General features: G+C 70.1%; 22 protein-coding genes. 10 read left to right on the forward strand and 12 right to left on the reverse strand.

The window, feature by feature from the left end:
• The first annotated feature begins 39 nt into the window (after positions 1-39).
• Together AWQ71_RS22955 and AWQ71_RS22960 are read left to right on the forward strand one after the other, a co-directional pair.
• Positions 40-654, forward strand: coding sequence for an ArsR/SmtB family transcription factor (locus AWQ71_RS22955; RefSeq protein WP_067136471.1), 615 nt, complete (start codon positions 40-42; stop codon positions 652-654).
• 1 nt (position 655) lies between these two features.
• Positions 656-1,408 (forward strand): SRPBCC family protein, encoded by a 753-nt coding sequence (locus AWQ71_RS22960; protein ID WP_067136473.1) that lies wholly within the window; start codon positions 656-658, stop codon positions 1,406-1,408.
• A gap of 6 nt (positions 1,409-1,414) precedes the next feature.
• Here the strand turns inward: AWQ71_RS22960 and AWQ71_RS42745 are convergent, their stop codons facing one another.
• The gene (locus AWQ71_RS42745; protein WP_067136476.1) at positions 1,415-1,744 is read right to left on the reverse strand and encodes a DUF427 domain-containing protein; all 330 of its coding nucleotides are present in this window, start codon (positions 1,742-1,744) and stop codon (positions 1,415-1,417) included.
• A 71-nt stretch (positions 1,745-1,815) separates the two neighbouring features.
• Positions 1,816-3,405, reverse strand: a complete 1,590-nt coding sequence (gene murJ / locus AWQ71_RS22970; RefSeq protein WP_084259177.1) for a murein biosynthesis integral membrane protein MurJ — start codon at positions 3,403-3,405, stop codon at positions 1,816-1,818.
• Between the two features lie 138 nt (positions 3,406-3,543).
• Between murJ and AWQ71_RS22975 the strand changes: the two genes are divergently transcribed.
• A complete protein-coding gene (locus AWQ71_RS22975) occupies positions 3,544-3,996 on the forward strand; it encodes a GNAT family N-acetyltransferase (protein ID WP_067136478.1) in 453 nt (150 codons plus the stop codon).
• Between the two features lie 143 nt (positions 3,997-4,139).
• Here AWQ71_RS22975 and AWQ71_RS22980 read toward each other — a convergent pair whose 3' ends face one another.
• The 4 genes from AWQ71_RS22980 to AWQ71_RS22995 form a co-directional block, all read right to left on the reverse strand.
• Positions 4,140-5,093, reverse strand: a complete 954-nt coding sequence (locus tag AWQ71_RS22980; protein ID WP_067136480.1) for a CU044_5270 family protein — start codon at positions 5,091-5,093, stop codon at positions 4,140-4,142.
• Positions 5,090-5,668, reverse strand: coding sequence for an RNA polymerase sigma factor (locus AWQ71_RS22985; protein WP_067136482.1), 579 nt, complete (start codon positions 5,666-5,668; stop codon positions 5,090-5,092). The genes AWQ71_RS22980 and AWQ71_RS22985 overlap by 4 nt, the downstream gene beginning before the upstream one ends.
• A 282-nt stretch (positions 5,669-5,950) precedes the next feature.
• Positions 5,951-6,793, reverse strand: a complete 843-nt coding sequence (locus tag AWQ71_RS22990) for a hypothetical protein (protein WP_067136484.1) — start codon at positions 6,791-6,793, stop codon at positions 5,951-5,953.
• Positions 6,790-7,647, reverse strand: coding sequence for a bestrophin-like domain (locus tag AWQ71_RS22995; RefSeq protein WP_067136486.1), 858 nt, complete (start codon positions 7,645-7,647; stop codon positions 6,790-6,792). The genes AWQ71_RS22990 and AWQ71_RS22995 overlap by 4 nt, the downstream gene beginning before the upstream one ends.
• A gap of 341 nt (positions 7,648-7,988) precedes the next feature.
• Between AWQ71_RS22995 and AWQ71_RS23000 the strand changes: the two genes are divergently transcribed.
• Together AWQ71_RS23000 and aspS are read left to right on the forward strand one after the other, a co-directional pair.
• Positions 7,989-9,974: an ABC1 kinase family protein gene (locus tag AWQ71_RS23000; protein WP_245658417.1), complete on the forward strand. Its 1,986-nt coding sequence runs from the start codon at positions 7,989-7,991 to the stop codon at positions 9,972-9,974.
• Between the two features lie 363 nt (positions 9,975-10,337).
• Complete coding sequence (gene aspS, locus AWQ71_RS23005) at positions 10,338-11,672, forward strand: aspartate--tRNA(Asn) ligase (protein WP_281196220.1); 1,335 nt, start codon at positions 10,338-10,340, stop codon at positions 11,670-11,672.
• A gap of 115 nt (positions 11,673-11,787) precedes the next feature.
• Here the strand turns inward: aspS and AWQ71_RS23010 are convergent, their stop codons facing one another.
• Complete coding sequence (locus tag AWQ71_RS23010; RefSeq protein ID WP_245658419.1) at positions 11,788-13,185, reverse strand: LCP family protein; 1,398 nt, start codon at positions 13,183-13,185, stop codon at positions 11,788-11,790.
• A 402-nt stretch (positions 13,186-13,587) separates the two neighbouring features.
• On the opposite strand from AWQ71_RS23010, the gene AWQ71_RS23015 reads away from it, so the two are divergent.
• The 3 genes from AWQ71_RS23015 (at position 13,588) to AWQ71_RS23025 (ending at position 14,714) form a co-directional block, all read left to right on the forward strand.
• A complete protein-coding gene (locus AWQ71_RS23015) occupies positions 13,588-13,905 on the forward strand; it encodes a sec-independent translocase (RefSeq protein WP_067136490.1) in 318 nt (105 codons plus the stop codon).
• A 47-nt stretch (positions 13,906-13,952) separates the two neighbouring features.
• Positions 13,953-14,243 (forward strand): Sec-independent protein translocase subunit TatA, encoded by a 291-nt coding sequence (gene tatA, locus AWQ71_RS23020; protein ID WP_067136491.1) that lies wholly within the window; start codon positions 13,953-13,955, stop codon positions 14,241-14,243.
• Between the two features lie 123 nt (positions 14,244-14,366).
• Complete coding sequence (locus AWQ71_RS23025; protein ID WP_067136493.1) at positions 14,367-14,714, forward strand: ArsR/SmtB family transcription factor; 348 nt, start codon at positions 14,367-14,369, stop codon at positions 14,712-14,714.
• Between the two features lie 35 nt (positions 14,715-14,749).
• Here the strand turns inward: AWQ71_RS23025 and AWQ71_RS23030 are convergent, their stop codons facing one another.
• Together AWQ71_RS23030 and AWQ71_RS23035 are read right to left on the reverse strand one after the other, a co-directional pair.
• Positions 14,750-16,120 (reverse strand): LCP family protein, encoded by a 1,371-nt coding sequence (locus AWQ71_RS23030; protein ID WP_218001915.1) that lies wholly within the window; start codon positions 16,118-16,120, stop codon positions 14,750-14,752.
• Between the two features lie 431 nt (positions 16,121-16,551).
• Positions 16,552-16,914, reverse strand: coding sequence for a DUF4267 domain-containing protein (locus AWQ71_RS23035; RefSeq protein ID WP_067136495.1), 363 nt, complete (start codon positions 16,912-16,914; stop codon positions 16,552-16,554).
• Positions 16,915-17,002: 88 nt separating this feature from the next.
• On the opposite strand from AWQ71_RS23035, the gene AWQ71_RS23040 reads away from it, so the two are divergent.
• Complete coding sequence (locus AWQ71_RS23040; protein ID WP_067136497.1) at positions 17,003-17,587, forward strand: TetR/AcrR family transcriptional regulator; 585 nt, start codon at positions 17,003-17,005, stop codon at positions 17,585-17,587.
• A gap of 18 nt (positions 17,588-17,605) precedes the next feature.
• Here the strand turns inward: AWQ71_RS23040 and AWQ71_RS23045 are convergent, their stop codons facing one another.
• Positions 17,606-17,932 carry a rhodanese-like domain-containing protein gene (locus AWQ71_RS23045; protein WP_067136499.1) on the reverse strand — a complete coding sequence of 109 codons (327 nt, stop codon included), beginning with the start codon at positions 17,930-17,932 and terminating at the stop codon, positions 17,606-17,608.
• Between the two features lie 35 nt (positions 17,933-17,967).
• On the opposite strand from AWQ71_RS23045, the gene AWQ71_RS23050 reads away from it, so the two are divergent.
• Positions 17,968-18,585 (forward strand): TetR/AcrR family transcriptional regulator, encoded by a 618-nt coding sequence (locus AWQ71_RS23050; protein ID WP_174550750.1) that lies wholly within the window; start codon positions 17,968-17,970, stop codon positions 18,583-18,585.
• 69 nt (positions 18,586-18,654) lie between these two features.
• On the opposite strand, the gene AWQ71_RS23055 is transcribed toward AWQ71_RS23050, so the two are convergent.
• Positions 18,655-19,374 carry a MerR family transcriptional regulator gene (locus tag AWQ71_RS23055; RefSeq protein WP_067136501.1) on the reverse strand — a complete coding sequence of 240 codons (720 nt, stop codon included), beginning with the start codon at positions 19,372-19,374 and terminating at the stop codon, positions 18,655-18,657.
• Between the two features lie 42 nt (positions 19,375-19,416).
• Positions 19,417-20,832, reverse strand: a complete 1,416-nt coding sequence (locus tag AWQ71_RS23060) for a serine hydrolase domain-containing protein (protein WP_218001916.1) — start codon at positions 20,830-20,832, stop codon at positions 19,417-19,419.
• Between the last annotated feature and the right edge of the window lie 209 nt (positions 20,833-21,041).

Consider the following 21,041-nt stretch of genomic DNA (forward strand, 5'->3'; position numbering starts at 1 on the left):
GCCTTGACAAGAAAAATTGTCGGTGACATCGTGGGGCGCATGTTGGAAGTCGCGGTGATCGAAGATCCGTCGGCGGCCGAGGTCTCACTGGATCCGGTGCGTGCCCGGCTGCTGGCCGAGCTGGCCGAGCCGGGGTCGGCCACGATGCTGGCCGCCCGGGTGGGCCTGCCCCGGCAGAAGGTGAACTACCACCTCAAGACGCTGGAGAAGCACGGGCTGGTCGAGCTCGTGGAGGAGCGCAGGAAGGGCAACGTCACCGAGCGGGTGCTGCGAGCCACGGCGGCGTCGTACGTGATCTCGCCGATCGCGCTCGCCAGCGTGCAGCCGGACCCCGCCCGCTCGCCCGACCGGCTGTCGGCGCGCTGGCTGCTCGCCCTGGCCTCCCGGCTGGTGGGCGATGTCGGCGCCCTCATCACCGGCGCGACCCGGGCCCGCAAGCGAATCGCGACGTTCGCGCTGGACGGCGAGGTACGGTTCGCCTCGGCGGCGGACCGCGCGGCGTTCGCGGAGGAGCTGGCGAACGCCGTCACCGCGCTGGTGTCGAAATATCACGATGAGACGGTCGAGGGCGGCCGCGACCACCGGGTGGTCGTCGCCGTGCATCCGAGCGTGAAGGCCGTGACCGAGCCCATGACGCAGACGAAGGAGTCCTGATATGCCGCACGAGTTCGAGGTGCGCGAGGAGATCGCCCTGGACGCCACTCCCGAGCAGGTGTGGGAGGCGATCGCCACCGGACCGGGAGTGGACTCCTGGTTCATGGGACGGAACACGATCGAGCCCCGGGAAGGAGGCCGGACGCGCCAGGAGATCATGGGCTTCCCGTCCGAGGCCACCGTCACCGCCTGGGAGCCCGGGAAGAAGTACGCCATCCGGACCGACGACAACCCCGACGGCACGTTCATGGCCATGGAGTACCTGATCGAGGGCCGCGGCGGAGGCAGCGCCGTGCTCCGGTTCGTGCACAGCGGCTTCCTCGGCGACGACTGGGAAGCGGAGTACGACGCCCTCAAGGTGGGCGACGGCATGTACCTCCGCAAGCTCGCCGCCTACCTCAGGCACTTCCCCGGCCGGACCTCCGCGTACAACGTCTTCGCCGTCGGACCCCAGGTGGCGGACAAGGACCGGGTCTGGTCGGCGTTCGCGGGCGTGCTCGGCCTGACCGGCACGGAGGTCGCCGAGGGCGCTCCGGGACGGCTCACCGTCGAAGGCCTCGCCCCGGTCGACGGGGTCGTCGAGTTCGCCCGGCGGCCCGGCTACCTGGGCCTCCGTACGGACGAGGGCCTCTACATGCTGATCCACGGCTACCAGGACGCGGTCGTCGTCGAGCACCACGACTTCTCCGGAAGCGCGGACGGGGCGCGCCTCGACGAGGTCTGGCAGTCCTGGCTCAACCGGTCCTTCGCCTGACCGGGGTCAGCCGGACACCACCGCGACGTCATAGAAGCAGAAGTGGTCCTTGATCTGGGCGACGTCCGGCTTCGGGTCCGGATACGCCCAGACCAGGTCCTCCGCGTCCGGGCGTGACCAATAGGACGCCGTGCCCTTGAACGGGCAGTAGGTGTGGTTCTCCGACGGCGTCAGGAGGTCGATGCGCACGTCCTCCGGCGGCAGGTAGTAGCGGACGGGCAGCCCCGTCTCGCGGAGCAGGAGCGGGCGGCGGCTCTCGGCGAGGAGTACGCCGTCCCGCTCGACGCGTACGTGCTGGGTGCCCTGCTCGATCGTGATGCGGTGTCCCTCCGACACGGTGCCTCCTCGCTCGTTCCACAGCTGCTCTCTTCGCTGACAGCACCGCGATGCGCGGAAATAGTCCCCGATCAGGCGGGGCGGAGCGCGGAGAGGAGGATGCGGAGCTCGCCGACTCGGAGCAACCGCGCCGCGATGGGATAGAGCACGGTGGCGGCGGCACCGGCGGTGAGCAGGGCGACGAGAGATCCGCTCCATCCCGTCCCGATGGCGGGGGCGAGGGCGCGGGTGACCGCGATCGCGGCGAAGCCGGCGCCCACCGCGGCGATCGACGTGCGCGTGTGGGTGGAGAGCAGCCGGTGCCCGTCGACGCGTCCGAGCCGCGCCCGCAGGATGACCGCCGCGGTGAGGAGGCCGACGGTGCTGGCCAGCGCGTACCCGGCGGCGAGACCGACGAGCATGGCGGGTCCGGGGACGAGGGCCGAGGCGGCCCAGGCGGAGGCGGCCGTGACGGCGGACACGAGGACGCCGATCAGCGCCGGCGTGCGGGTGTCCTCCAGGGCGTAGAAGCCGCGGATCAGGATCTGGTAACCGCAGAAGGGTACGAGCGCGAGCCCGTACGCGGACAGGACGGAGCCGGTCAGCGCGACCGCCGACGGCGTCGCGCTCCCGTGCCCGAACAGCACGGTGGCGATGTGCGGGCCGAGGGCGATCAGGAGCGCGGCCACCGGCAGCAGCGCGACGCCGGACAGGCGCAGGCTCTGGGAGAGTTCGGCGGTGACCTGTTCGAGGTCGCGCCGCGCGGCGGCCTGACTCATCCTGGGCAACACTCCGGTGATGAGCGACACCGTGATGATCGCGTACGGCAGCTGGAACAGCGTGTACGCGTTGGCGTAGACGCCGGTGGCCCCGGCGCCGACGGTCGTGGCGAGCCGGCCGACGAACAGCAGGGCCGCCTGGCTCGCGACGACGGCGACGACCGTCCACCCGGCCATGCCCACGATGTGCCGGAGCCCGACACCGCGGACATCCATCCGCAGCCGGGGCCGGAAGCCCGCCCGCCGTCCGGCGTGGACAAGCAGCAGCATCTGCGCGGCGACGCCCGCGGTCGTGCCGACGGACAGCAGCAACGTCTGCGCCGGGGTCAGCTCCTCGATGCGGTGGCCGCCCCCGAGGGCCAGGTACGCGACGGCGGCGGCGATGACCATGACGTTGTTGGCCACCGGGGCCCACATGGGGGCGGCCATGCGTCCCCGGGTGTTGAGGACGGCGGCAAGGGCCGCGCCCGCGCCGTAGAAGAGCACCTGCGGCAGGAAGAAGCGGGTGAAGGTGATCGTGAGCTGCCGCTGCTCCGGGGTGTAGCCGGGCGCGCACAGGTCGACGATCTGCGGGGCGAACACCATCGTGACCGCGACGGTGACACCCAGGGCGTAGACGATCAGCGAGAGCAGCCGCTGGGCGAACGCCTCGTCGCTGTGCCGTACGAGGAGGGGAACCAGAACGCCGGCGAGGGCGCCGCCCAGCACCAGGTCGTAGATGGAGTTGGGCAGGGTGTTGGCCGTGGTGTACGCGTCGAGCAGCCGCGATCCGAGCCCGAGCGCCGTGACCAGGGCGAGTGTGCGGCCGAACCCGGTCACCCGGGAGACCAGCGTGGCCAGGGCCATCGCCCGTCCCGCCTTGGCGAGCCGCGGCTGCGGGTGCCCGTCCTGTGGTTCGTCCATCGGCTGTCCCTCCTGCGGCCGGCCGGTGCGGCCGGGGTCGGCCAAGAGCAGTAGAGCACGCGGTACCGGAGTGCGCTGAGCGTTTCGCGGTGATTGGTGCAACCTGTCCGCCTCCGGGCGGGGTGGCATGATCGACGGATGCGTAAGGTTCAAGCCGCGGACGTGGCGGCTGTAAGACGGTTGGTCCTCGACGCCTACCAGCCGTGGGCGGAGGTCATCGGCAGGCCGCCGATGCCGATGGAGGCGGACTACGAGGCCCTCGTCGCCGAAGGGCGGGTGCACGTGCGGGACGCGCCCGACGGGATCGAGGGGCTCATCGTGCTGATCCCGGAGGACGGCGTGCTGCTCGTCGACAACGTCGCCGTCCGGCCCGACCGGCAGGGCAGGGGAGTCGGCCGGAGCCTGCTGGCCTTCGCCGAGGAGGAGGCGCGGCGGCTCGGGCTTCCCGCGCTGCGCCTCATCACGAACGTCAAGATGACGCCGAACATCGCCCTGTACGCGTCACTCGGCTACGCGGAGACCGGCCGCGACGAGCTGGACGGCCGCTTCGTCGTGCGGATGCGCAAGGAACTCCCCGGCTGGGGCGCGTAGCGGATTGTGAGCAATCTGCGGGATTCGCCTGGATGGCGAGGTCGGATCCGTTAGGCCGCCCTGCGTGATGCGAGTCCCCGGCTGCTGGATCACGGCAGGCAGGCGGGCCGGTGCGGTCCGCCTGTCGTCCGGTGAGCGCAGGCTCAGAAGCAGCTTGTCCGCTTCAGGGACGTGGACCAGGCCGGGAGTACGTCGGTGATCCGCAGACGGGTGATGGACCAGAGTTCGCGCCCGTGCCCCGGCACGAGTTCCTGGCCGCCCAGCAGGACGTAGGAGGTCTTGTCGAAGATGAGGGATTCGCGGGAGATAGAACCCCCGGGGCCGAGGTTGTCCACCCGGGTCACTGCGATGCCCGATTTGCCGGTGGCGTCCTTGAGCTCTTCCGTCTCGATGCCCGGCAGGGTTGCGGCGATCTTGAAGATGGCCGCCTGCAACTTGGGCGGGACCGGGGTGCCGAGGGTGCTGACGACGCCATTCCAGGTCTGGGTCGCGGCGTCCTTGTTGGCGACGCTCTCGTTACCGCGTTCGGCCAGCTTGCGCCGGAGCTGCTCCTGGTCGGCCGGCCACCCACGGAAGTCGGCGTAGGTCACGTAGGCGCGGCCGGGGCACCGGGTCAGGAGTTCCTTGTACTCGTTGCCCCGGGGGATGGACTTCGCCGGCTTGTGCCAGAGGACTCCTGGGCGGGAGCCGTCGACGGACTCCCAGACCTCGCCATTTATGTGACGCGGACCGACGTTGCGAACCCCCTTCTCGGCGCGCGACTCCGCGATCCACTCATAGTGGAAGTACTGGTCGTCGCGGGGTTCCGGCCACGGGGTGGCGGTCGCGGCCTCGGCCGCCAGCCTCAGGACCTCGGCGGCGCTCGCGGGCGCGGAGGGGTTGAACGTCTGAACGGTGATCACTCCTACGGTCATCGCCGCGACCAGGCTGCCTGCGAGCATCAGACGCCGCAGGCCGATCGCCCGGGCCCGGGGCCGCCGCTTCGTGCGGGCTTCGGCCAGGAGTGCGGTACGGGCGGGGGCGAGGCGGTCCGCCGTGGGGTGCGGATTGTCGGCGAACAGGTCGCGGAGTTCGGTCAGGTCGGTCAGTTCGTTCATGAGGCCTGCTCCATCGTGGGGTCGGTGCTGCCGAGGGCGTTGCGGACGATGGCCCGCGCGCGGTTGAGGCGGGAACGGACTGTTCCGATCGGGATGGACAGGGCGTCGGCGACCTCCTCGTAGGTGAGGTCGGCCCAGGCCACGAGTAAGAGGACGTCGCGGTCGCGGGCCTTCAGTGAGGCGAGCGCCTGGGCGAGAGGGCGGCGTACGGCATGCGCGCTCGCCCGCTCAAGAGCTTGTTCCGCGGCGTCGTCGGCGTCGGGAAGCACGCCCATTTTCGAGTACGCCTTATAGCGGTGTAGCTCGGCGCGCTGATGCCGGCGGATGAAGTTGGTCGTGATGCCGTACAACCAGGGGAGGGCCTCCGGGCGGGCGGTGTCGTAGTCGCGGCGCTGCCTGAACGCGGCGAGGAATGTCTCGGAGACGACGTCGTCGACCGTGTCGTCGCCGAGCCGGCGGGCCACATAACGGTGGATGTGTCCTGCGTGCCTGTCGAACAGCAAGGCGAAATCCTCGGGATCTCGCCACGACCGTTCGATCAGGGCGGCGTCAGACAGGGTCGTGCTGAGGGGCATGTGGCCGGGCCTTCCAAAGGAAGTAGTGTCGCCCGTCTTTCACACGAGTCAGGAAACGAGTTCACGGAACACGGAACGCTGCCGACCGCCCGGCAGGCTCGGGTGAAGGCGTCCTGGCCCCGGCAAGGTCGTCGGTGGACCAGCCACGAAAGACCTGCACCGGGCCCGTCCGGGGCGTCGCGAGCCTGCTCAACGCGCTCACCCGGTTGGCCTTCGCCTACCTGCTCCCCATCGACGCCGCTCCGGTGGACATGCAGGCGTGTGGGCCGGTCGGGGTGCCGCTTACCGGGCTCCGGCGAACGCCAGCCCCGCGGCGGAGGCGATCACCGTGGCGAGCACGACCATGACGAGGATCGTGCCGAGCGGGTTCCGGCGCCGGCTGGGATGCCCGGCGGCTTGGCGGGCCCGCTTCCGCTGGACGGTCACCACCGGCGAGGGCGACGGGCGGTGCTTCACCACGGGGCGCGCGGGCGGCCTCGGCTGCTCCGGACGCGGAGTGGCCCGTACGGGAGGCGGGGGAGGCGGAGCCGGTGTCTCCGTCGGCGGGGGCGGTACGACCGGCGGCGTCGGAGGAAGCGGGGGCGGTACGACCGGCGGCGTCGGAGGAAGCGGTGGCGGCGTTTCCTGCGGTGGCTCAGGCGGCGTCGGTTCCGGTTCCGGTTCCGGTGGCGGTGCCGGTGTCGGGGGCTGGGGCGCGGAGCACTGGGAGCCGCAGCCGCAGGGATAGGTCCCTATCCCGACCCCCAGCCCCAGCTCGATCACGGTGTGCAGCTCGACGCAGATCCCCAGCTCCACCCCGAGCGCCGGTCCGTCCGCGCCGGGGTCGGCCGCTCCCAGGTGTGCTCCGGCGCGGGCGGAGAGCCCGACGTCGGCCGCGCCCACGTCGGCCCTGGCCTGCGCGGAGGCCTCGACTCCCGTGTCGGCATCGGTGGAGAGCCCGACGTCGGCCCCGCCAACGTCCGCGTGCAGGCGGGCGGCGGCCGCGGACGCGGGGTCGGCGAGGACGGACGATCCGACGAACGCGGAGCCCGCGAGCACGGAGGCCGCCACCGCCGATGCCGCCAGGGCGTGCGTCGCCGCTCCGGTCGCGTTGCGGATGCCCGCCCGGCCGTGCCGCCCCCTCATCGGCCCTGAGGGGTCAGCGCGGCCCGGGGCGTCTGCGGGATCTCGGTTGTCGGACGCTTCCCCGACTTTTCCGACTTCTGCGGAGTCTCCGGGATCTGGGGGATCCGCTGGATCTCCTGGGCCGCCGCGCGCAGCGCTTCCGGCTTGACCGCGAGACCGCCGCTGAAGACGTGCGAGATGTCCCAGGCCTGGTACGTGCCGAGCCCGAGCAGGGCCGCCATCGTCACCAGCGGGACGAGCGCCATGCCGCGCGGACGCGCCCCCGCCATGAAGGGGAAGAGGATGACGACGATCCCGGTCACGATCGACAGGGCCAGAACCCCCGCGGGCGGCGTGGCCTTGGCGTCCGCCGCCCGCTGCTGGCGGGTGGCCGACAGGTCGGCGAGCCCGTCGAGCACCGCGTTCTTGGCGTCATGGGCGTCGTCCCCGGTGACCTTGAGGCCCGTGACGTGGGCGCGCAGCCCGTTGAGCAGCGCCCCGCCCTCCGGGCTGAGCTCCCCCTGGGCCATGATCGGCCACTCCTCGTCCACCACGAACCCGACGTAGTCGCGCAGCCGTGACTGGATCTCGGCCGCGGCCGGAGCGGGCAGGGCCGTCGAGGCCCAGTATGTCTGCACCACCGCCTCGCCCTCGGCGTAGGTGTTCTGGCGGGCGGCGTCGGCCGTCGTCCACGGGACGATGATCGCGATGGCGAAGACCAGCAGGAAGAGGGCGGACAGCATCGCGCCCGCGTGGCCGGCGGAGGGGCCGCCGGGATCCCGGTCGTCGGCGCCCCGGTCGAGCTTCCGGAAGAGGAAGGCGGCCAGCGCCACGACGCCGACCGCCGCCGCCACGGCGAGTACGCAGACCATCATGACGCTCTCCCATTGCCGAGGGATGACAGAGAGGTCCCGCCGCTTTGCCGATCGCGGGCCGTGTCATGACTATCACAATGGGTAAGGTTCCGGGCGCTGCTGGATGCAAGGCGGCGAGAAGGGATTCCAGGAAATATCGGGGCCCGCTCCCCGCCCAATGGATCGCCGTAGGGAGGGGCAGGGTCTCACCCGCGCGGCGGATGTCGGAGCCGCCATCATGGGGCCTCCGCGTCGCCGTTCCGGTCCCTCAGGCGGACGACAAAGATGACAAGGGCGACAAGGGCGGCAAGGACGGCAAGGACGACAAGGACGACGGCGCGAGCGTGGGAGGATCGCGAGCCGTGCCCCCTCACACTGACGCGGCGATGAGCCCTCCCCTCGCTCTGAGCCTCTCGTTCGCCACCGTTGTGATGCTGGTCCTGCTGGCCGTGGCGGCCAGACGGCTCCTGGGTGTCACGTTCGGTGCCTTCCGCACGGCCGTCGCCGCGGTTCTGGCGTTCGTCCTGACCGGCCCGATGCTGTCTCCGGTCATGGCGCAGTTCCAGAGCACCGGGACGGGGAGCGATTCGGGGTTCGGCGCGCTGTGGGTGCTCGTACTCGTGGTCATGTGCATCGTGCTGTTGCCCATGGTCATCCTGGTGGTCGCCGAGGCGCTCGTGCCGTCGGGCTCCGTCCCCGGGCCGATCGAGGTCGCCCGTTCGCTGCGCGGCCGGATCTCCAGGGCGCGCCGCTACTCGCAGATCACCCGCATCGCGTTCCGGCACGGCCTGGGGCCGTACCTGCGCGGGCGGGGCGACCGGCTCGACGACCGGGGCGGCAGGGTACGGCTCGCCCGGGCGCTGCGCGGCGCCCTCGACGACGGCGGCGTCACCTTCGTGAAGCTCGGCCAGGTGCTCTCCACCCGCCGCGACCTGCTCCCCGCCGAGTTCGTCGAGGAGCTGGGCACGCTGCAGGACCGCGCCGCCCCCGCGCCGTGGGAGCAGGTCGAGCAGGTCCTCGTGGCCGAGCTCGGCGGGCCCGTCGACGAGGTCTTCGCCGAGTTCGACCGCAGTCCGCTGGCGTCCGCGTCCATCGCGCAGGCCTACGCCGCCCGGCTGCGTACGGGCGAGAGCGTGGTGGTCAAGGTTCAGCGCCCGGCCATCCGGGCGGTCGTCGCCCGTGACCTCGACATCGTGGCCCGGCTGGCCCGCACCCTGGAGGCCAGGACGCGCTGGGGCCGCGCGCTCGGACTGCGCGTCCTGGCCGACGGGTTCGCGGCCGCCATCCGGGAGGAGCTCGACTTCAGGGTCGAGGCGGGGAACATGGCCGCCGTCGCGGCCTCCGGCGGCGGCACCGTCACCTACCCGTCCCCGTACGCGGAGCTGTGCACGGAGCGCGTCCTCGTCATGGAGCGCCTCGTGGGCGAGCCGCTGTCCGGCGCCATCGAGCGCGGCCATGAGCAGGGTCACGAGCTGGCCCGCACGCTGCTCGGCTGCCTGCTGCGGCAGGTCCTGGTCGAGGGCGTCTTCCACGCCGACCCGCATCCCGGCAACATCATGCTGCTCCGCGACGGCACGCTCGGCCTGCTCGACTTCGGCTCCGTCGGCCGCCTGGACGCGTCCGTACGGGCCGCGCTGCAGCGGTTCCTGGTCGCGATGAACCGCCAGGACCCGCTCGGCGTCACCGACGCGCTGCTGGAGGTCGTCCCCAGGCCGGAGGAGATCGACGAGGCGGCTCTGGAGCGGGCGATGGGCCAGTTCATGGCCAGGCATCTCGCGCCGGGCGGGGCGAGCGTGGTGATGTTCACCAACCTGTTCAAGATCGTCACGGAGTACGGCCTGGCCGTGCCGCCCGAGGTCGCGGCCGTCTTCCGGGCGCTGGCCACACTCGAAGGCACCCTCGTCGCCCTCGCACCCGGGTTCGACCTCATCGAGGAGGCCCGCGCCTTCGCCGGGCGGCACCTGGCGGAGCAGCTCAACGCGACGTCACTGAAGGACGAGGTGACCCACGAGCTCGCCACCCTGCTGCCGATGCTGCGGCGGCTGCCCCGGCGGGTCGAGCGGATCGCGAGCGCCGCGGAGCACGGGCGTTTCAGCATGAACGTGCGGCTGCTCGCCGACGAGCGGGACCGCCGGTTCATCACCGGGTTGCTGCACCAGGTCGTGCTCACGGTGCTGGGGGCCACGGCGGGCATCATGGGCGTCGTCCTGCTCGGGACGGACGGAGGTCCTCAGGTGCTACCGAGGGTGATCAGCCTGTACGAGCTCATCGGGTTCAACCTGCTCGTCATCAGCGCGATCCTGGCGCTTCGGGTCCTCGTCGGCGTGTTCCGCCGGGACGGGCTCTGACCGTCCCGGCTCGGCTCCGCGCCGCCGCGTGAAGATTATCTACGGCGGAAGATCGGACGAATCACGCTTGCACGTGGGAGAACGCGCACGTAATCTTCCGGCAACGCGTTGACGGAGACGAGTAGTCACCGAACCGGACAGGTAGGAGAGAGCCGCCGGAAGCTGCGAAGGCGGACCTGTCCCCGGGAACGAAGACCCTCCTGAGCGCGGGGAGGAACGGCGCCCACGCCCAATGCCCCGCCGGCCGGCCCCCGTCATCGGGCCGTCGAGGCCGCCGTGTCACGGCGGTGAAAGTGCGGTGGCACCGCGAGTTCCCTTCTCGCCCGCACTCCCAAGGGATCACCACTCACTGATCAGAGGTTTGTGTTGATCTCCACGTCCGCAACAGTTCCCGCCTCCTGCCGTGTCCTGGCGGCGGAGCTTCCTCATCACGTCGGCCGGCGGGTGACCGTCCAGGGATGGCTCCACCGCAGGCGGGTCCTGAAATCCGTGGCCTTCCTCATCCTGCGCGACCGCTCCGGCCTGGCCCAGGTCGTGGTGGCCGAGCCCGACGCCCTGAGCGCCGTCGGCGACCACCCCGAGGAGACCGTCCTGCAGGTCACCGGGACGGTGACCGCCAACGCCCAGGCGCCCGGCGGAGCCGAGGTGACCTCGCCTGAGGTGGTCGCTCTGTCGGGCCCCGCGGTGGCCCCGCCGTTCGACCTCTATCGCCCCACGGTGCCGGCGACGTTGCCGACCGTCCTCGACCACGCGCCGGTCGCCCTGCGGCATCCACGGCTGCGGGCGCCCCACGCCATCTCCGCGGCGTCGGTGGCGGGGTTCCGTACGGCGCTGGACGCGCTCGGCTTCACCGAGATCCACACGCCGAAGGTGGTGGCCTCGGCGACCGAGTCGGGGGCCAACGTCTTCGCCATCGACTGGTTCGGCACCCGCGCCTATCTGGCCCAGTCGCCGCAGTTCTTCAAGCAGGCCATGGTCGGCGTCTTCGAGCGTGTCTACGAGATCGGCCCCGTCTTCCGGGCCGAGCCGCACGACACCGCGCGGCACCTGGCCCAGTACACCTCGCTGGACGCCGAGCTCGGCTTCATCACCGACCATCGCGAGGTGATGGCGGTGCTGCGCGAGGTTCTCGCCGGGATGACAGCCGCCGTCGCGGACCGGGCGGGCGAGGCGTGCGCCCTGTTGGACGTCACGATGCCCGAGGTCCCGCGCCAGATCCCGGAGATCCACTTCGCCGAGGCCCAGGAACTTCTCGCCGAGCACACCGGCGAGGACCCCCGGGGCGAGCCGGACCTGGCCCCGGCCCACGAACGCTGGCTGTCAGAGTGGGCGCTGCGTGAGCACGGCAGCGAGTTCCTGTTCGTCACCGGCTACCCGATGGTCAAGCGGCCCTTCTACACCCACCCCGAGCCCGGCAGGCCGGAGCATTCCAACAGCTTCGACCTGCTCTTCCGCGGTCTGGAGCTGGTGACCGGCGGCCAGCGCCTGCACCGCTACCAGGACTACCTCGCGGCCCTGGCGGCGCGCGGAGAGTCGCCCGAGCCGTACGCCGGATACCTGGCCGCCTTCCGGCACGGCATGCCGCCGCACGGCGGCTTCGCCATCGGCCTGGAACGGTGGACCACCCGGCTGACCGAGGCCGACAACATCCGCCGCGCCACCCTGTTCCCGCGTGACCTTCACCGGCTGACCCCGTGACGAGGGCGTGCGGCCCGTCCCTCGGGACGGGCCGCACCTGTCGCAGGTGACGACGCATGAGCCGAGGCGGTGCGATCGAGGCGGACGTTCAGGCCACGGGCGGGCGCTTCACCATTCACGCCGCGCAGGAGTCCTGAGTGGCGTCGAAGCCGGTCAGCTCCTCCGAGTCGCTGACCCGCATGGGTTTCAACCCCTGCCAGTCGTCACCGATGGTCAGGATCAGCCGGGACGTCGTCCCGGCTGAAACCAGCTGGGGCTTGCCCTTCTTCAGATCCCTGGCCAGGGTCGGGACGCGGGACTCGCCGTTGGGCGAGTACAGGATCGTCGTTTTCGGGTACGGACCGCTCCCCGGGCGGATCTTGGATATGTGGTAGCCCCGCTGTTCCAGTGCGGCGGCCACCTGGGTGGCGAGCGAGGCCTTACCGGCGCTGTGGCGGATTTCGATCTGCACCCGAGAACGCGCCGTCTTGATCTGGCCGCTGCGCAGTTTCGAGTTCTTCGTGCTCTTGTCCTGCGCGACCAGCTGGAAGAGCGTGCGCGCCTGCGGCTGAACCCATTCCACCCGCCCCGGCTGCTTGACCGAATACCGCCATGGGACGGTGATGAAGCGGATCTCGCCCGCGCTCAGTCCCTGTGCGCTGTCGGCCAGGTTCTTCATCACGCCCGGAGTCAGGTCGGGGTCGGTGGTGACGGACTTGGTGGCGGCGTCCAGGAAGTCGTACAGCTTGGTCGGACTGGTCAGCGTCTCGCCGCTCATCACCTTTTTGATCATGGAGGCGACGAACATCTGCTGCCGCTGGATCCGGCCGATGTCCGAGCCGTCGCCGAGGCTGTACCGGGCGCGTACGTAACCGAGCGCCTGCTCGCCCTTCAGCGTCTGGCGGCCGGCCGGCAGGTGGAGGAGGGCCTTCTTGTCGTCGATCGGCTGGGGCACGCAGATCTCGACCCCGCCGATGGCGTTGACCATGCCCTTGAACCCGATGAAGTCGACTTTCACGAAGTGGTCGATATGAATGCCGGTCAGCGTCTCGATGGTCTTCCAGGTGCAGGCTATCCCGCCGAAGTTGAACGACTCGTTGATCATGCCGGTGTGCGGGGCCTGGCCGGTGAGGTTCTTCGACGGGTCCGCGCGGCAGGCGGGAAGCCGGACCAACGAGTCGCGGGGGAAGCTGATGATCAGGGCGTTGTCCCGGTTGGGTGACACGTGGGCGAGCATGATCGTGTCCGTACGCTCGCCTTCAATGCGGCGGCCGTACTTGGCGTTCTTGCCGTCACGCTGATCGGAGCCGACGATCAGCACGTTCATCGCCTTGGTGGGGGCCTTGGGCGGGCGAGTCTCGCCGAGGTCCTGCGGGGCCACCTCGATGTGCCGGACGTTTCGGGAGAGCTTGGCGTAGGCGGTCGCGACGACGCCCACCGCCACGAGCGGCAGGGCCAGACCGAGCACGATCAGCCAGCGGAGCCGACGCCGCCATCGGCTGCGCGGCGGCGGTTCGGTATCCGCGCTGTTCACACGTCGCTCCGAGGGACGGGGGCCACGACATCGACCGTGACCGGAACTTGCCATTTGTTAGGGGAAAGGCCTGCTGTGCGAGTCCGCGTTCTATGTCCGGGATTGCCGCACTGCTCAGGCCATGGGCAATCTTGGCGTCACTTGCGCAATTCTGCAAGTGATGGGGTGTTGGTGACCCCTCGGCTCATCAGGCCGGCGCGGCGCCTTCTTCGGTTGACCGGCCCCCTGGCTCCCTGGATCGGGCCGGCGATCGGCGGCGGGGTGGACACCGGCGTGGTGGGGATACGTGTGCCGCGATAGCCTGTGTCTCACTTGCTCGATTGCGCAAATGATCGACGGAGGGTGACATTTGCATCCTTGCGTAACTATCCTGTCGATGGCGGCTCTCGGTCAGGAGCTCTGATGTTCGGGCTGGACATAACGAAGGTCGTGGCTCTCGCGGTCGTGGCTCTGCTCGTCTTCGGCCCGGAGCGGCTGCCCAAGGTCGCGGCGGAGGCGGGGCGGGCGCTTCGTCAGCTCCGGCAGTTGGTGGAGAACGCCCGTGCGGGACTCGGCCCCGAGTTCGCCCACCTCGACGTCACGGAACTGCACCCGAAGACCCTGGCGCGTAAATACCTGTTGGAGGAAGCGGGCGAGAGCCCGATGCCGGCGCCGACCGCGGTGGAGAACCGTGAGCTGGCGTGGGGGGAGATCCCTCCCTATGACCCCGAGTGCACCTGAGGTGCTGATCGCCATCCCGGCGATGGCATGAAGAGAAGGAGAAGGTGATGGGCGGACTGAGCCCCATGCACTGGATGATCGTGGCCATCGCCGCGGTGCTGTTGTTCGGCGCGAAGAAGCTGCCCGACACCGCTCGCTCTGTCGGGAAGTCGCTGCGCATCTTCAAGAACGAAGTGACCCGGTCCGACCAGGAGGAGCCGCAGGCTCCGCCCGCGTTGCCGTCCGTCGAGGAGCAGGCCCGCCAGCTCGAACAGCAGGCCGCCGCACTGCGTGCTCAGGCGGCAGCCGACGCGAAAGACAAGCCGGTCGACGCGAAAGACAAGCCGGCCGCTTCCTGACCCTCGAGCGTGTGCCTCGATCGGCGTGGCCGGGTCTCGCGCCGGCGCGCCGGGCGCTGATCGTGCCGGGCGAAGCGGGGAGACGAGGTCGGGTCACGCCATTACTCGGGGAGGAAGAGCTCGATGACAGCGGCTGGGATCGACGATCCGCCGGCCGCGGTGCTGGCCGAGGCCGCGGCCGCGTTCGGGTTGCTGTCCTCGCCTCCGCGCCTGCACATCGTCTGGGTGCTGGCCCAGGGGGAGTGTGATGTCACCTCGCTGGCAGAACGCGTCGGCAGCGCGCTGCCTGCCGTGAGTCAGCACCTGGCGAAGCTCAAACTCGCGGGCCTGGTCCGCTCACGCAGGGAGGGCCGCCGCGTCGTCTACCTGATCGACGACCTGGACGTCGTCGTGATGGTGCGGGAGCTGATCGGTTGCCTGACCCCGCGGGTGACCGAGCCGGGAGAGCGCCTCCGAGGCATGGGAGCCTGAGGCGCCGGACGGCGGCGGATTCGGTGCGGGCACGGTCATCCGTACGACAGGTCCGCACACGGGTCGTCGTCCGCTGAGCGGGCCTTGGAACTGAACGCGGTCGGGGTCGGCGTGGGCTGCGCGTAATCGGAACCCAGGATCACCGTGATGCCCGGCGTGGAACCCGACTCGAGTTTGGCGCCCGGGACGGCCCGGGCGACGACCTTGGCCTGATCCTGAGCGTCCGGGCCGTACGTGACGACAGAGGATGTGTAGTTCTGAGAGGCGGCGGTGCCGACCGATGTGACGGTGAAGCCGGCCGACTTCAGCTTGGCGGCGGCCCGGGCGCCCAGGCCGTTGACGGTGGTGCCGTTGTAGAGGGCCAGGCGGATGCCCGCACCTGACACCGGGCGGGTCGGCTTGGGCGAGGAAGTGGCCGTACTGCTCGCCTTGCCGCTGGCGTCGGCGCCGTCCAGAGTACGGTCGGCCCTGAGCGCGGCCCACAACTGGTCGGCGTCGGGCTGGACGATGGCGACGCGAGCGCCCTGATAGCGCCACGGCACGGTGATGAACTTGGTGTTGTGCAGGTCGATGTCCTTCAGCCCGAGAGCGAAGGACAGCAGTTTGTCGGCCGAGCCCAGTCCGGGGTCGACCGTGATGGCGGAGGCGGCGGCCTCGGCCAACGGCAGCAGCGTTGTGGGGTTGAGGCCTTGAGCCTTGACCTTCTTCACCAGGCTGGAGATGAAGGCCTGCTGGCGCTTGATGCGCCCGATGTCTGATCCGTCGCCGATGCCGTGCCGGATGCGGACGTAGTCCAGGGCCTTCTTCCCGGAGACGGTCTGCTGGCCCTTGGGGAACAGCAGCGCGCCCTTCGATCCGCGGTTGGGGTTGAGGTCACCCTGGTAGACGTCGTTGGGCAGGCAGACTCGGACGCCGCCGACCGCTGCGGTGATCTTGGAGAACCCGGCGAAGTCGACCACGATCGTGTGGTCGACGCGCAGGCCGGTCATTTTCTCCACGGTGTTCTGACTGCAGGCGGGGTTCCCCTTCGCCGTGAGGCCGACGGTGAACGCGGCGTTGAACATCACACCGCTCTGCGGTGCCGTCCATGTGCCGTTGGGCAGCCGGCAGCGCGGGATGTCGACCAGCGTGTCACGCGGTATCGACACGGCCACGGCGTGCTTGCCGTCACGGTAGACGTGCACGAGCAGGGCGGTGTCGGAGCGGCCGACGTCCCCGGTGCCTCCACCCAACTTGCTGTTGCCGCCCGAGCGTGAGTCCGAGCCGAGAATGAGGATGTTCTGCCCGCCGACGTTCGCCGCGGGCCGCTCGCTGTTGATGCCGTCGGCGGCGAAGGTGTTGATGTCGGCGTTCAGCCGCGCATACAGCGATCCTCCCGCGGCCGCGATCACCACAGCGAGAGTCACCGCCACAGGTACGATGACCGGCGCTCGCTTCGACCGGCGTCGACGCCTGGTCGTGCCGCGAGGGCGATCCCTCAGCGGTGTGCTTGCTGTAGGCATGCCCGCTCCCGCACCATCGTTGTATGGTTGCGCAATATAGCAATCATTGAGACGTCGAGGCGTCGGGGCTGGTTCATGCGAACAGGGAGTCAGTTCAGGCTTGCCGCCCTTTTGCTGTGGGCGCTGGTTTGGTCACTCAACGTGTACGAGTGGATCGTGCGTGTTTGAATCGGCGTACGCCTGCCCGCCGGGAAGCGATCCGTCCCTTGACTCTTCGTGAATCGGAGTGGCGGGAGGTGGCCCACGGCCTCTTCTGTGCCGTGGCGCCGGCGGGCGAGAGCGTCTCCGCCGTCGAGGGCGTCGACCGGTTCCGTCGTGCGCCTCGTGGCTCCTTTTCAGGCGGCGAACAGCAGGGCGGCGCTGATCAGGACGATGACGGCGGTGGCGAAATGGATGCCGAAGGCGACGGCCTTGGAGCCTCCGCTGCGCAGCACGATCAGGGTGTCGCCGAGCGGGTTCAGCGCGACGACGAGCATGAACCAGGCTGCCGCGTATGTCCCCGCGAAGGCGAGCAGGGCCAGGCCGAGGACGCCGTAGCTGAAGTCGCGCACGCCCTTGATGGTCAGGTAGGCGTTCGGCTTGGCCGGCACGCCGTACCCGGTGGCCGCGGCCTCGGGCTGCAACAGGAACCGGGCGCCGATGAACATGACCAGCAGGTTGAGCAGGATGGCCAGGCCGTACGCGATGGGGGTGAGCATGAGTTCCTCCGGAAACTAGCGTTGCTAGGTGCAAGATCGACGCTAGCATAGCGAGGGCAAGCAACGCTAGCGATGCTAGGATCGGAGTATGTCGATACAGACCCGACGAGAGCGGGAGCGAGCGGAGCGGGAGCGGCTGATCGTCAGAGCGGCCCGAGAGTTGGCTGAGGCCGAAGGCTGGGAGGCGGTGACGATCCGGCGGCTGGCCGAGCGCGTCGAATACAGCCAGCCGGTGCTCTACAGCCACTTCGCGGGTAAGGACGCGATCATGGCGGCGGTCGCGGTCGAGGGGTGCGCCGATCTGGCCGTCGAGATGCGGACCGCCCGCACGTCGGCGAGCGGCCCGGAGCAGGCGCTCGCCGACGTCGCCGCGGCCTATGCCGCGTTCGCCGAGCGGCGGCCGGCGATCTATGACGTGATCTTCAATCAGGCGGTGGACCTGCCGTTCGCCACGCCCGAGGCGCCGGAAGCCCTGCATGCCGCCTTCGACGAGCTGCGCCAGGTCGTCCGGCCCATCGCCGGAGACGACGAGGTGGATCTGCTCGCCGAGGTGTTGTGGAGCGGGCTGCACGGGATCATGACGCTGACACGCGGCGGAAGGCTCCCACGCGAGTACCACGAACGCCGGCTGGCCCTGCTGCTCCGCCGGTTCGCGGGTTGGACGCGACCCTAGGCCGAGTTGGGCACGACCCTAGGCCGACTCGGTGGGCAGACCGGCCTCGACCCAGTCCTGGATGCCCTCCCGGTACTTGCGGACGTCGGTGTAGCCGAGCGCGGTGAGTCGATCGGCGACCTGGCCGCTGTTCGGGCAGGCCGGGTTGGAGCAGTACGTGACGATCGCGGCGTCGCGGTCTGGCAACAGTGCCGCCGCCCGGGCGTCCACCTCGGTGGGGGTCAGGGGGAGGGCGTTGGGCAGGTGCTGCTTGGCGTAGTACTCGCCGCCCAGTGCGTCGATGACGGTCACCGTGCCGGCGTCGATCGCGGCCTGGAGTTCGTCGCGGGTGATGAGCGCGGTCATGGCATTCCTTTCGCGAAATGGACTATAGTCCGGTTATGTCTCGCGACGATAGCGGACCGCGGTCCGGTTCTGCAATCCCACTGGAGCTGCTCCGCACCCCGCCGCCCAAGGAGCGCGCCGACGCCGCGCGCAACCGGGCCGCCGTCCTGGAGGCGGCCGAACGGCTGTTCGCCGAGCACGGGGTGGCCGCCGTCTCCATGGATCAGATCGCCGCGGCGGCCGGGGTCGGCAAGGGCACCCTGTTCCGCCGCTTCGGTGACAAGTCGGGCCTGGCCGTCGCGCTGCTCGACGCACGGGAGCGGGTGCTGCAGGAGGCGATCCTGCACGGCCCGCCGCCGCTGGGCCCCGGCGCGCCGCCCGCCGAGCGGCTCACCGCGTTCGTCGACGCCTACCTCGACTACCTGCTGAAACACCTGGACCTGGTGCGGGTGTCGGAGACCGCGGCGCCCGGCGCCCGGTACCGGATCGGGGCCTACCGCTTCTGGCACCGGCATGTGGCGATCCTGCTGGACGGCGTACCCGACCCGGACCACGCCGCGCACGCCCTGCTCGCCGCACTGGCGGCCGAGCACGTGAGCGCGCTGCTGCCCGAACTCGGCGAAAAGCGCATCCGGGCCGGGCTGCGCCGCCTCGCCGAGAGGTGTCAGGACTGAATGAGCCGGCCGGTCGGTCTCTGCTCGGTCCCGTACGCCCTCCCTACCGAGCGGCACGCGAAATCGAAGCTAGCCCTTCATAAGTTGGGCGAGGCGGTCCCAAGCCGGGGATGAGGCTCCGGGCTGCGACTGCGCCGCCAACCGGGCGATGGCCGGGTTGTGGACGGGGCGGGTCTCGGATCGGCTGTGATGACTGGCGAACCAGGTCCGGGTACGGTCCGCGAGGGCGGGGAGGCGGGGATCGTCCGGCGACCAGTCGTAGGCGGCGTCATGTTCGAGGTAGAGGGCGCGGAACTCGGGATCGGCGATGAGCTCGCGTTTTTCGGCGATCCACACGGAGGCGTCCTCGGGTGAGGCTGTTTGCATGAGGATCCAGCCGTCGCGTTCCAGGTGCGTCTGGCGCTCGCTCACGCCGAGTTCGCGCAAATCGTCGAGATAGTCGGCGACTTCCGGGGAAACGAAGAGCCGGTCGCCGCCGCGCAGCTGGGCGAGTTGATCGCGGGTTCGCCGCAGCTGCGCGATGCGGTCGTGGAGATTGTGGTCGATCTCGGTGATGGCTGCTGTGAGCGTGTCCTGGTCGGCGTCAAGAAGGTCTTTGATGCGGGTCAGTGGCACGCCCGCGTTGGCCAGGGTCCTGATCTTGACGAGGTCGACGGCGTCTTTGGCGGTGTAGCGCCGGTAGCCGGACGAGTCGCGGCCGGGCTCGGCCAGCAGACCGCGCTCGTGATAGTGGCGGACGGCTTTGGTGGTCACGCCGGCGTAGTCCGCGAGCTGGCCAATCGTGATCATGCTGGGCATCCTTCCACTCGGTGGTCAGGTCGTTCGGAACGGTCAGGCCCGTCGGGTCAGGCGGCCGCCGCCGTTGCGGAAGCGCGCTTGGCCGTCGCGGACGTCGTGGTAGGAGACGAGCAGCAGCCGCAGGTATCCGTCGAACGTTTCCTGTGGGTATCCGGCGGGCGCGAAAAGGCCGGGCCGGATCGGCACGTAGCGCTGCGGCGGGGCGGAGGTCATGCCGCCGGCGAACTCGGTGAAGATCCGCTTCTGCCATTCGTCCGCCGGTTCATAGGTCGTCCGCTCCTCAAGCTGACCGTCGACGATGCTGACGTCGATGCGGAGCTGATTGGAGCGGTACGTGCCCACGTATGGGGTGAGGTCGACGTCCTGCTCCATTTCGGTGACCAGAGTGGGGATCCGGACGTCGAGATGCTCACTCAGGAGCCGCTGCAGGATCTGGTCCTGCAGCATGATCGCCCCAGGGGTATTGCCGAAGGCGGCGAAGACCAGGTCGTGTTCGGGCACGACACACAGGATGGACACGCCGCCGGGAGACGCGCCCGACATGGCGAGGACAGTCGTGTCGCCGAACGGGTACCGCACCCAGCCGAGGCCCATCGGCGGCACGTTCGGGGTCGCCATGTCGTGCGAGACCTGCTGCATCAGGGCGGTTGACTCGGCCGACAGGACGCGCGCGCCGGACGGGGACACACCGCCCGCGAGGTGGGTGCGTCCGAAGGCGAGCAGGTCGGCGATGGTGCCGATCGGCGTGCCGCCGGCCGGCCCCCAGGTGTCGGGCAGCGTGAACATGCCTGTGGGCTTGGCCGCCATGGTCTCGGGGTCGAGGAAGTGGCCGACGGCCGTGCTGCGCAGGATGGCCTGCTCGGCTGAGGTGCTGGACTCCCTCATGCCGACGGGGGCGTAGACATCGCGTTCGAGCAGGTCGGGGAAGGGCATGCCGGTCACCACTTCCAGCAGGCGGCCCGCGACGATCATGCCGCCGTTGGAGTAGCTGAGCTGCTCGCCGGGTTCGAACAGGGCGCCACAGTTGCTCGCGAGGCCGTTGACGTAGGTCTTCAGGGCGTCGCGGCCCTTGGCGTCGGGGAAGAACAGGTCCGCGTCGATGCCGTTGGTGTGGGAGATCAGGTGGCGGATCAGGATCTTGCCCGCCGCGCCCGGCGCGATCAGGGCGAATTCGGGAAGGTGCTTCACCACCGGGGTGTCGAGGTCCAGCAGCCCGCGGTCGACCTGCTGCAGGACCAGCGTGGTGGTCAGGACCTTGGTGACCGAGCCGAAGAGGAATCCGGTGTCGTCGCGCATCGGTGCGCCGGTGGCGACGTTCGCGGTGCCGTGGGCGACGACGATCTGCTCGCCGGCGTGGTAGACGCCGGCGACGAACCCGGGGACGTTGCAGTAGGTGGCGGCCTGCTCGCGGATCTGGGCTTCGACGGTGCGCAGCGCGTTGTCGTTCATGCAGGCCATCGTCGGACCTTGCCCCTGGGGCAAGGTCAAACCCGGAACGAAGGAAATCGGTGCGCTCCTTAGTGGGCGCCGGCCGTCGATCACGAAAATGACGGTCGAAAATGTGGCCATCGGTGATGGGGAGGAAGGTGACTATAGTGCCGAATGTGATGATCGGGGCAGGGGGTGTATTCGGCGTGCGCCGGTACCGCTCCACGTCC

The organism is Microtetraspora malaysiensis, assembly GCF_001528665.1.
Taxonomy (GTDB): domain Bacteria; phylum Actinomycetota; class Actinomycetes; order Streptosporangiales; family Streptosporangiaceae; genus Microtetraspora_A; species Microtetraspora_A malaysiensis.

Excerpts from the sequence above, each read along its gene's own strand:
- AWQ71_RS22975 (WP_067136478.1), top strand. The coding sequence starts at position 3,544 with ATGCGTAAGGTTCAAGCCGCGGACGTGGCGGCTGTAAGACGGTTGGTC.
- AWQ71_RS23025 (WP_067136493.1), top strand. The coding sequence starts at position 14,367 with ATGACAGCGGCTGGGATCGACGATCCGCCGGCCGCGGTGCTGGCCGAG.
- AWQ71_RS23060 (WP_218001916.1), bottom strand. The coding sequence starts at position 20,832 with ATGAACGACAACGCGCTGCGCACCGTCGAAGCCCAGATCCGCGAGCAG.
- AWQ71_RS22995 (WP_067136486.1), bottom strand. The coding sequence starts at position 7,647 with ATGATGGTCTGCGTACTCGCCGTGGCGGCGGCGGTCGGCGTCGTGGCG.
- AWQ71_RS23035 (WP_067136495.1), bottom strand. The coding sequence starts at position 16,914 with ATGCTCACCCCCATCGCGTACGGCCTGGCCATCCTGCTCAACCTGCTG.
- AWQ71_RS23015 (WP_067136490.1), top strand. The coding sequence starts at position 13,588 with ATGTTCGGGCTGGACATAACGAAGGTCGTGGCTCTCGCGGTCGTGGCT.
- tatA (WP_067136491.1), top strand. The coding sequence starts at position 13,953 with ATGGGCGGACTGAGCCCCATGCACTGGATGATCGTGGCCATCGCCGCG.
- AWQ71_RS22985 (WP_067136482.1), bottom strand. The coding sequence starts at position 5,668 with ATGCCCCTCAGCACGACCCTGTCTGACGCCGCCCTGATCGAACGGTCG.
- AWQ71_RS22990 (WP_067136484.1), bottom strand. The coding sequence starts at position 6,793 with ATGAGGGGGCGGCACGGCCGGGCGGGCATCCGCAACGCGACCGGAGCG.
- AWQ71_RS23045 (WP_067136499.1), bottom strand. The coding sequence starts at position 17,932 with ATGACCGCGCTCATCACCCGCGACGAACTCCAGGCCGCGATCGACGCC.
- AWQ71_RS22955 (WP_067136471.1), top strand. The coding sequence starts at position 40 with ATGTTGGAAGTCGCGGTGATCGAAGATCCGTCGGCGGCCGAGGTCTCA.
- AWQ71_RS22980 (WP_067136480.1), bottom strand. The coding sequence starts at position 5,093 with ATGAACGAACTGACCGACCTGACCGAACTCCGCGACCTGTTCGCCGAC.
- AWQ71_RS22960 (WP_067136473.1), top strand. The coding sequence starts at position 656 with ATGCCGCACGAGTTCGAGGTGCGCGAGGAGATCGCCCTGGACGCCACT.
- AWQ71_RS23050 (WP_174550750.1), top strand. The coding sequence starts at position 17,968 with ATGTCTCGCGACGATAGCGGACCGCGGTCCGGTTCTGCAATCCCACTG.
- AWQ71_RS23055 (WP_067136501.1), bottom strand. The coding sequence starts at position 19,374 with ATGATCACGATTGGCCAGCTCGCGGACTACGCCGGCGTGACCACCAAA.
- AWQ71_RS23040 (WP_067136497.1), top strand. The coding sequence starts at position 17,003 with ATGTCGATACAGACCCGACGAGAGCGGGAGCGAGCGGAGCGGGAGCGG.
- murJ (WP_084259177.1), bottom strand. The coding sequence starts at position 3,405 with ATGGACGAACCACAGGACGGGCACCCGCAGCCGCGGCTCGCCAAGGCG.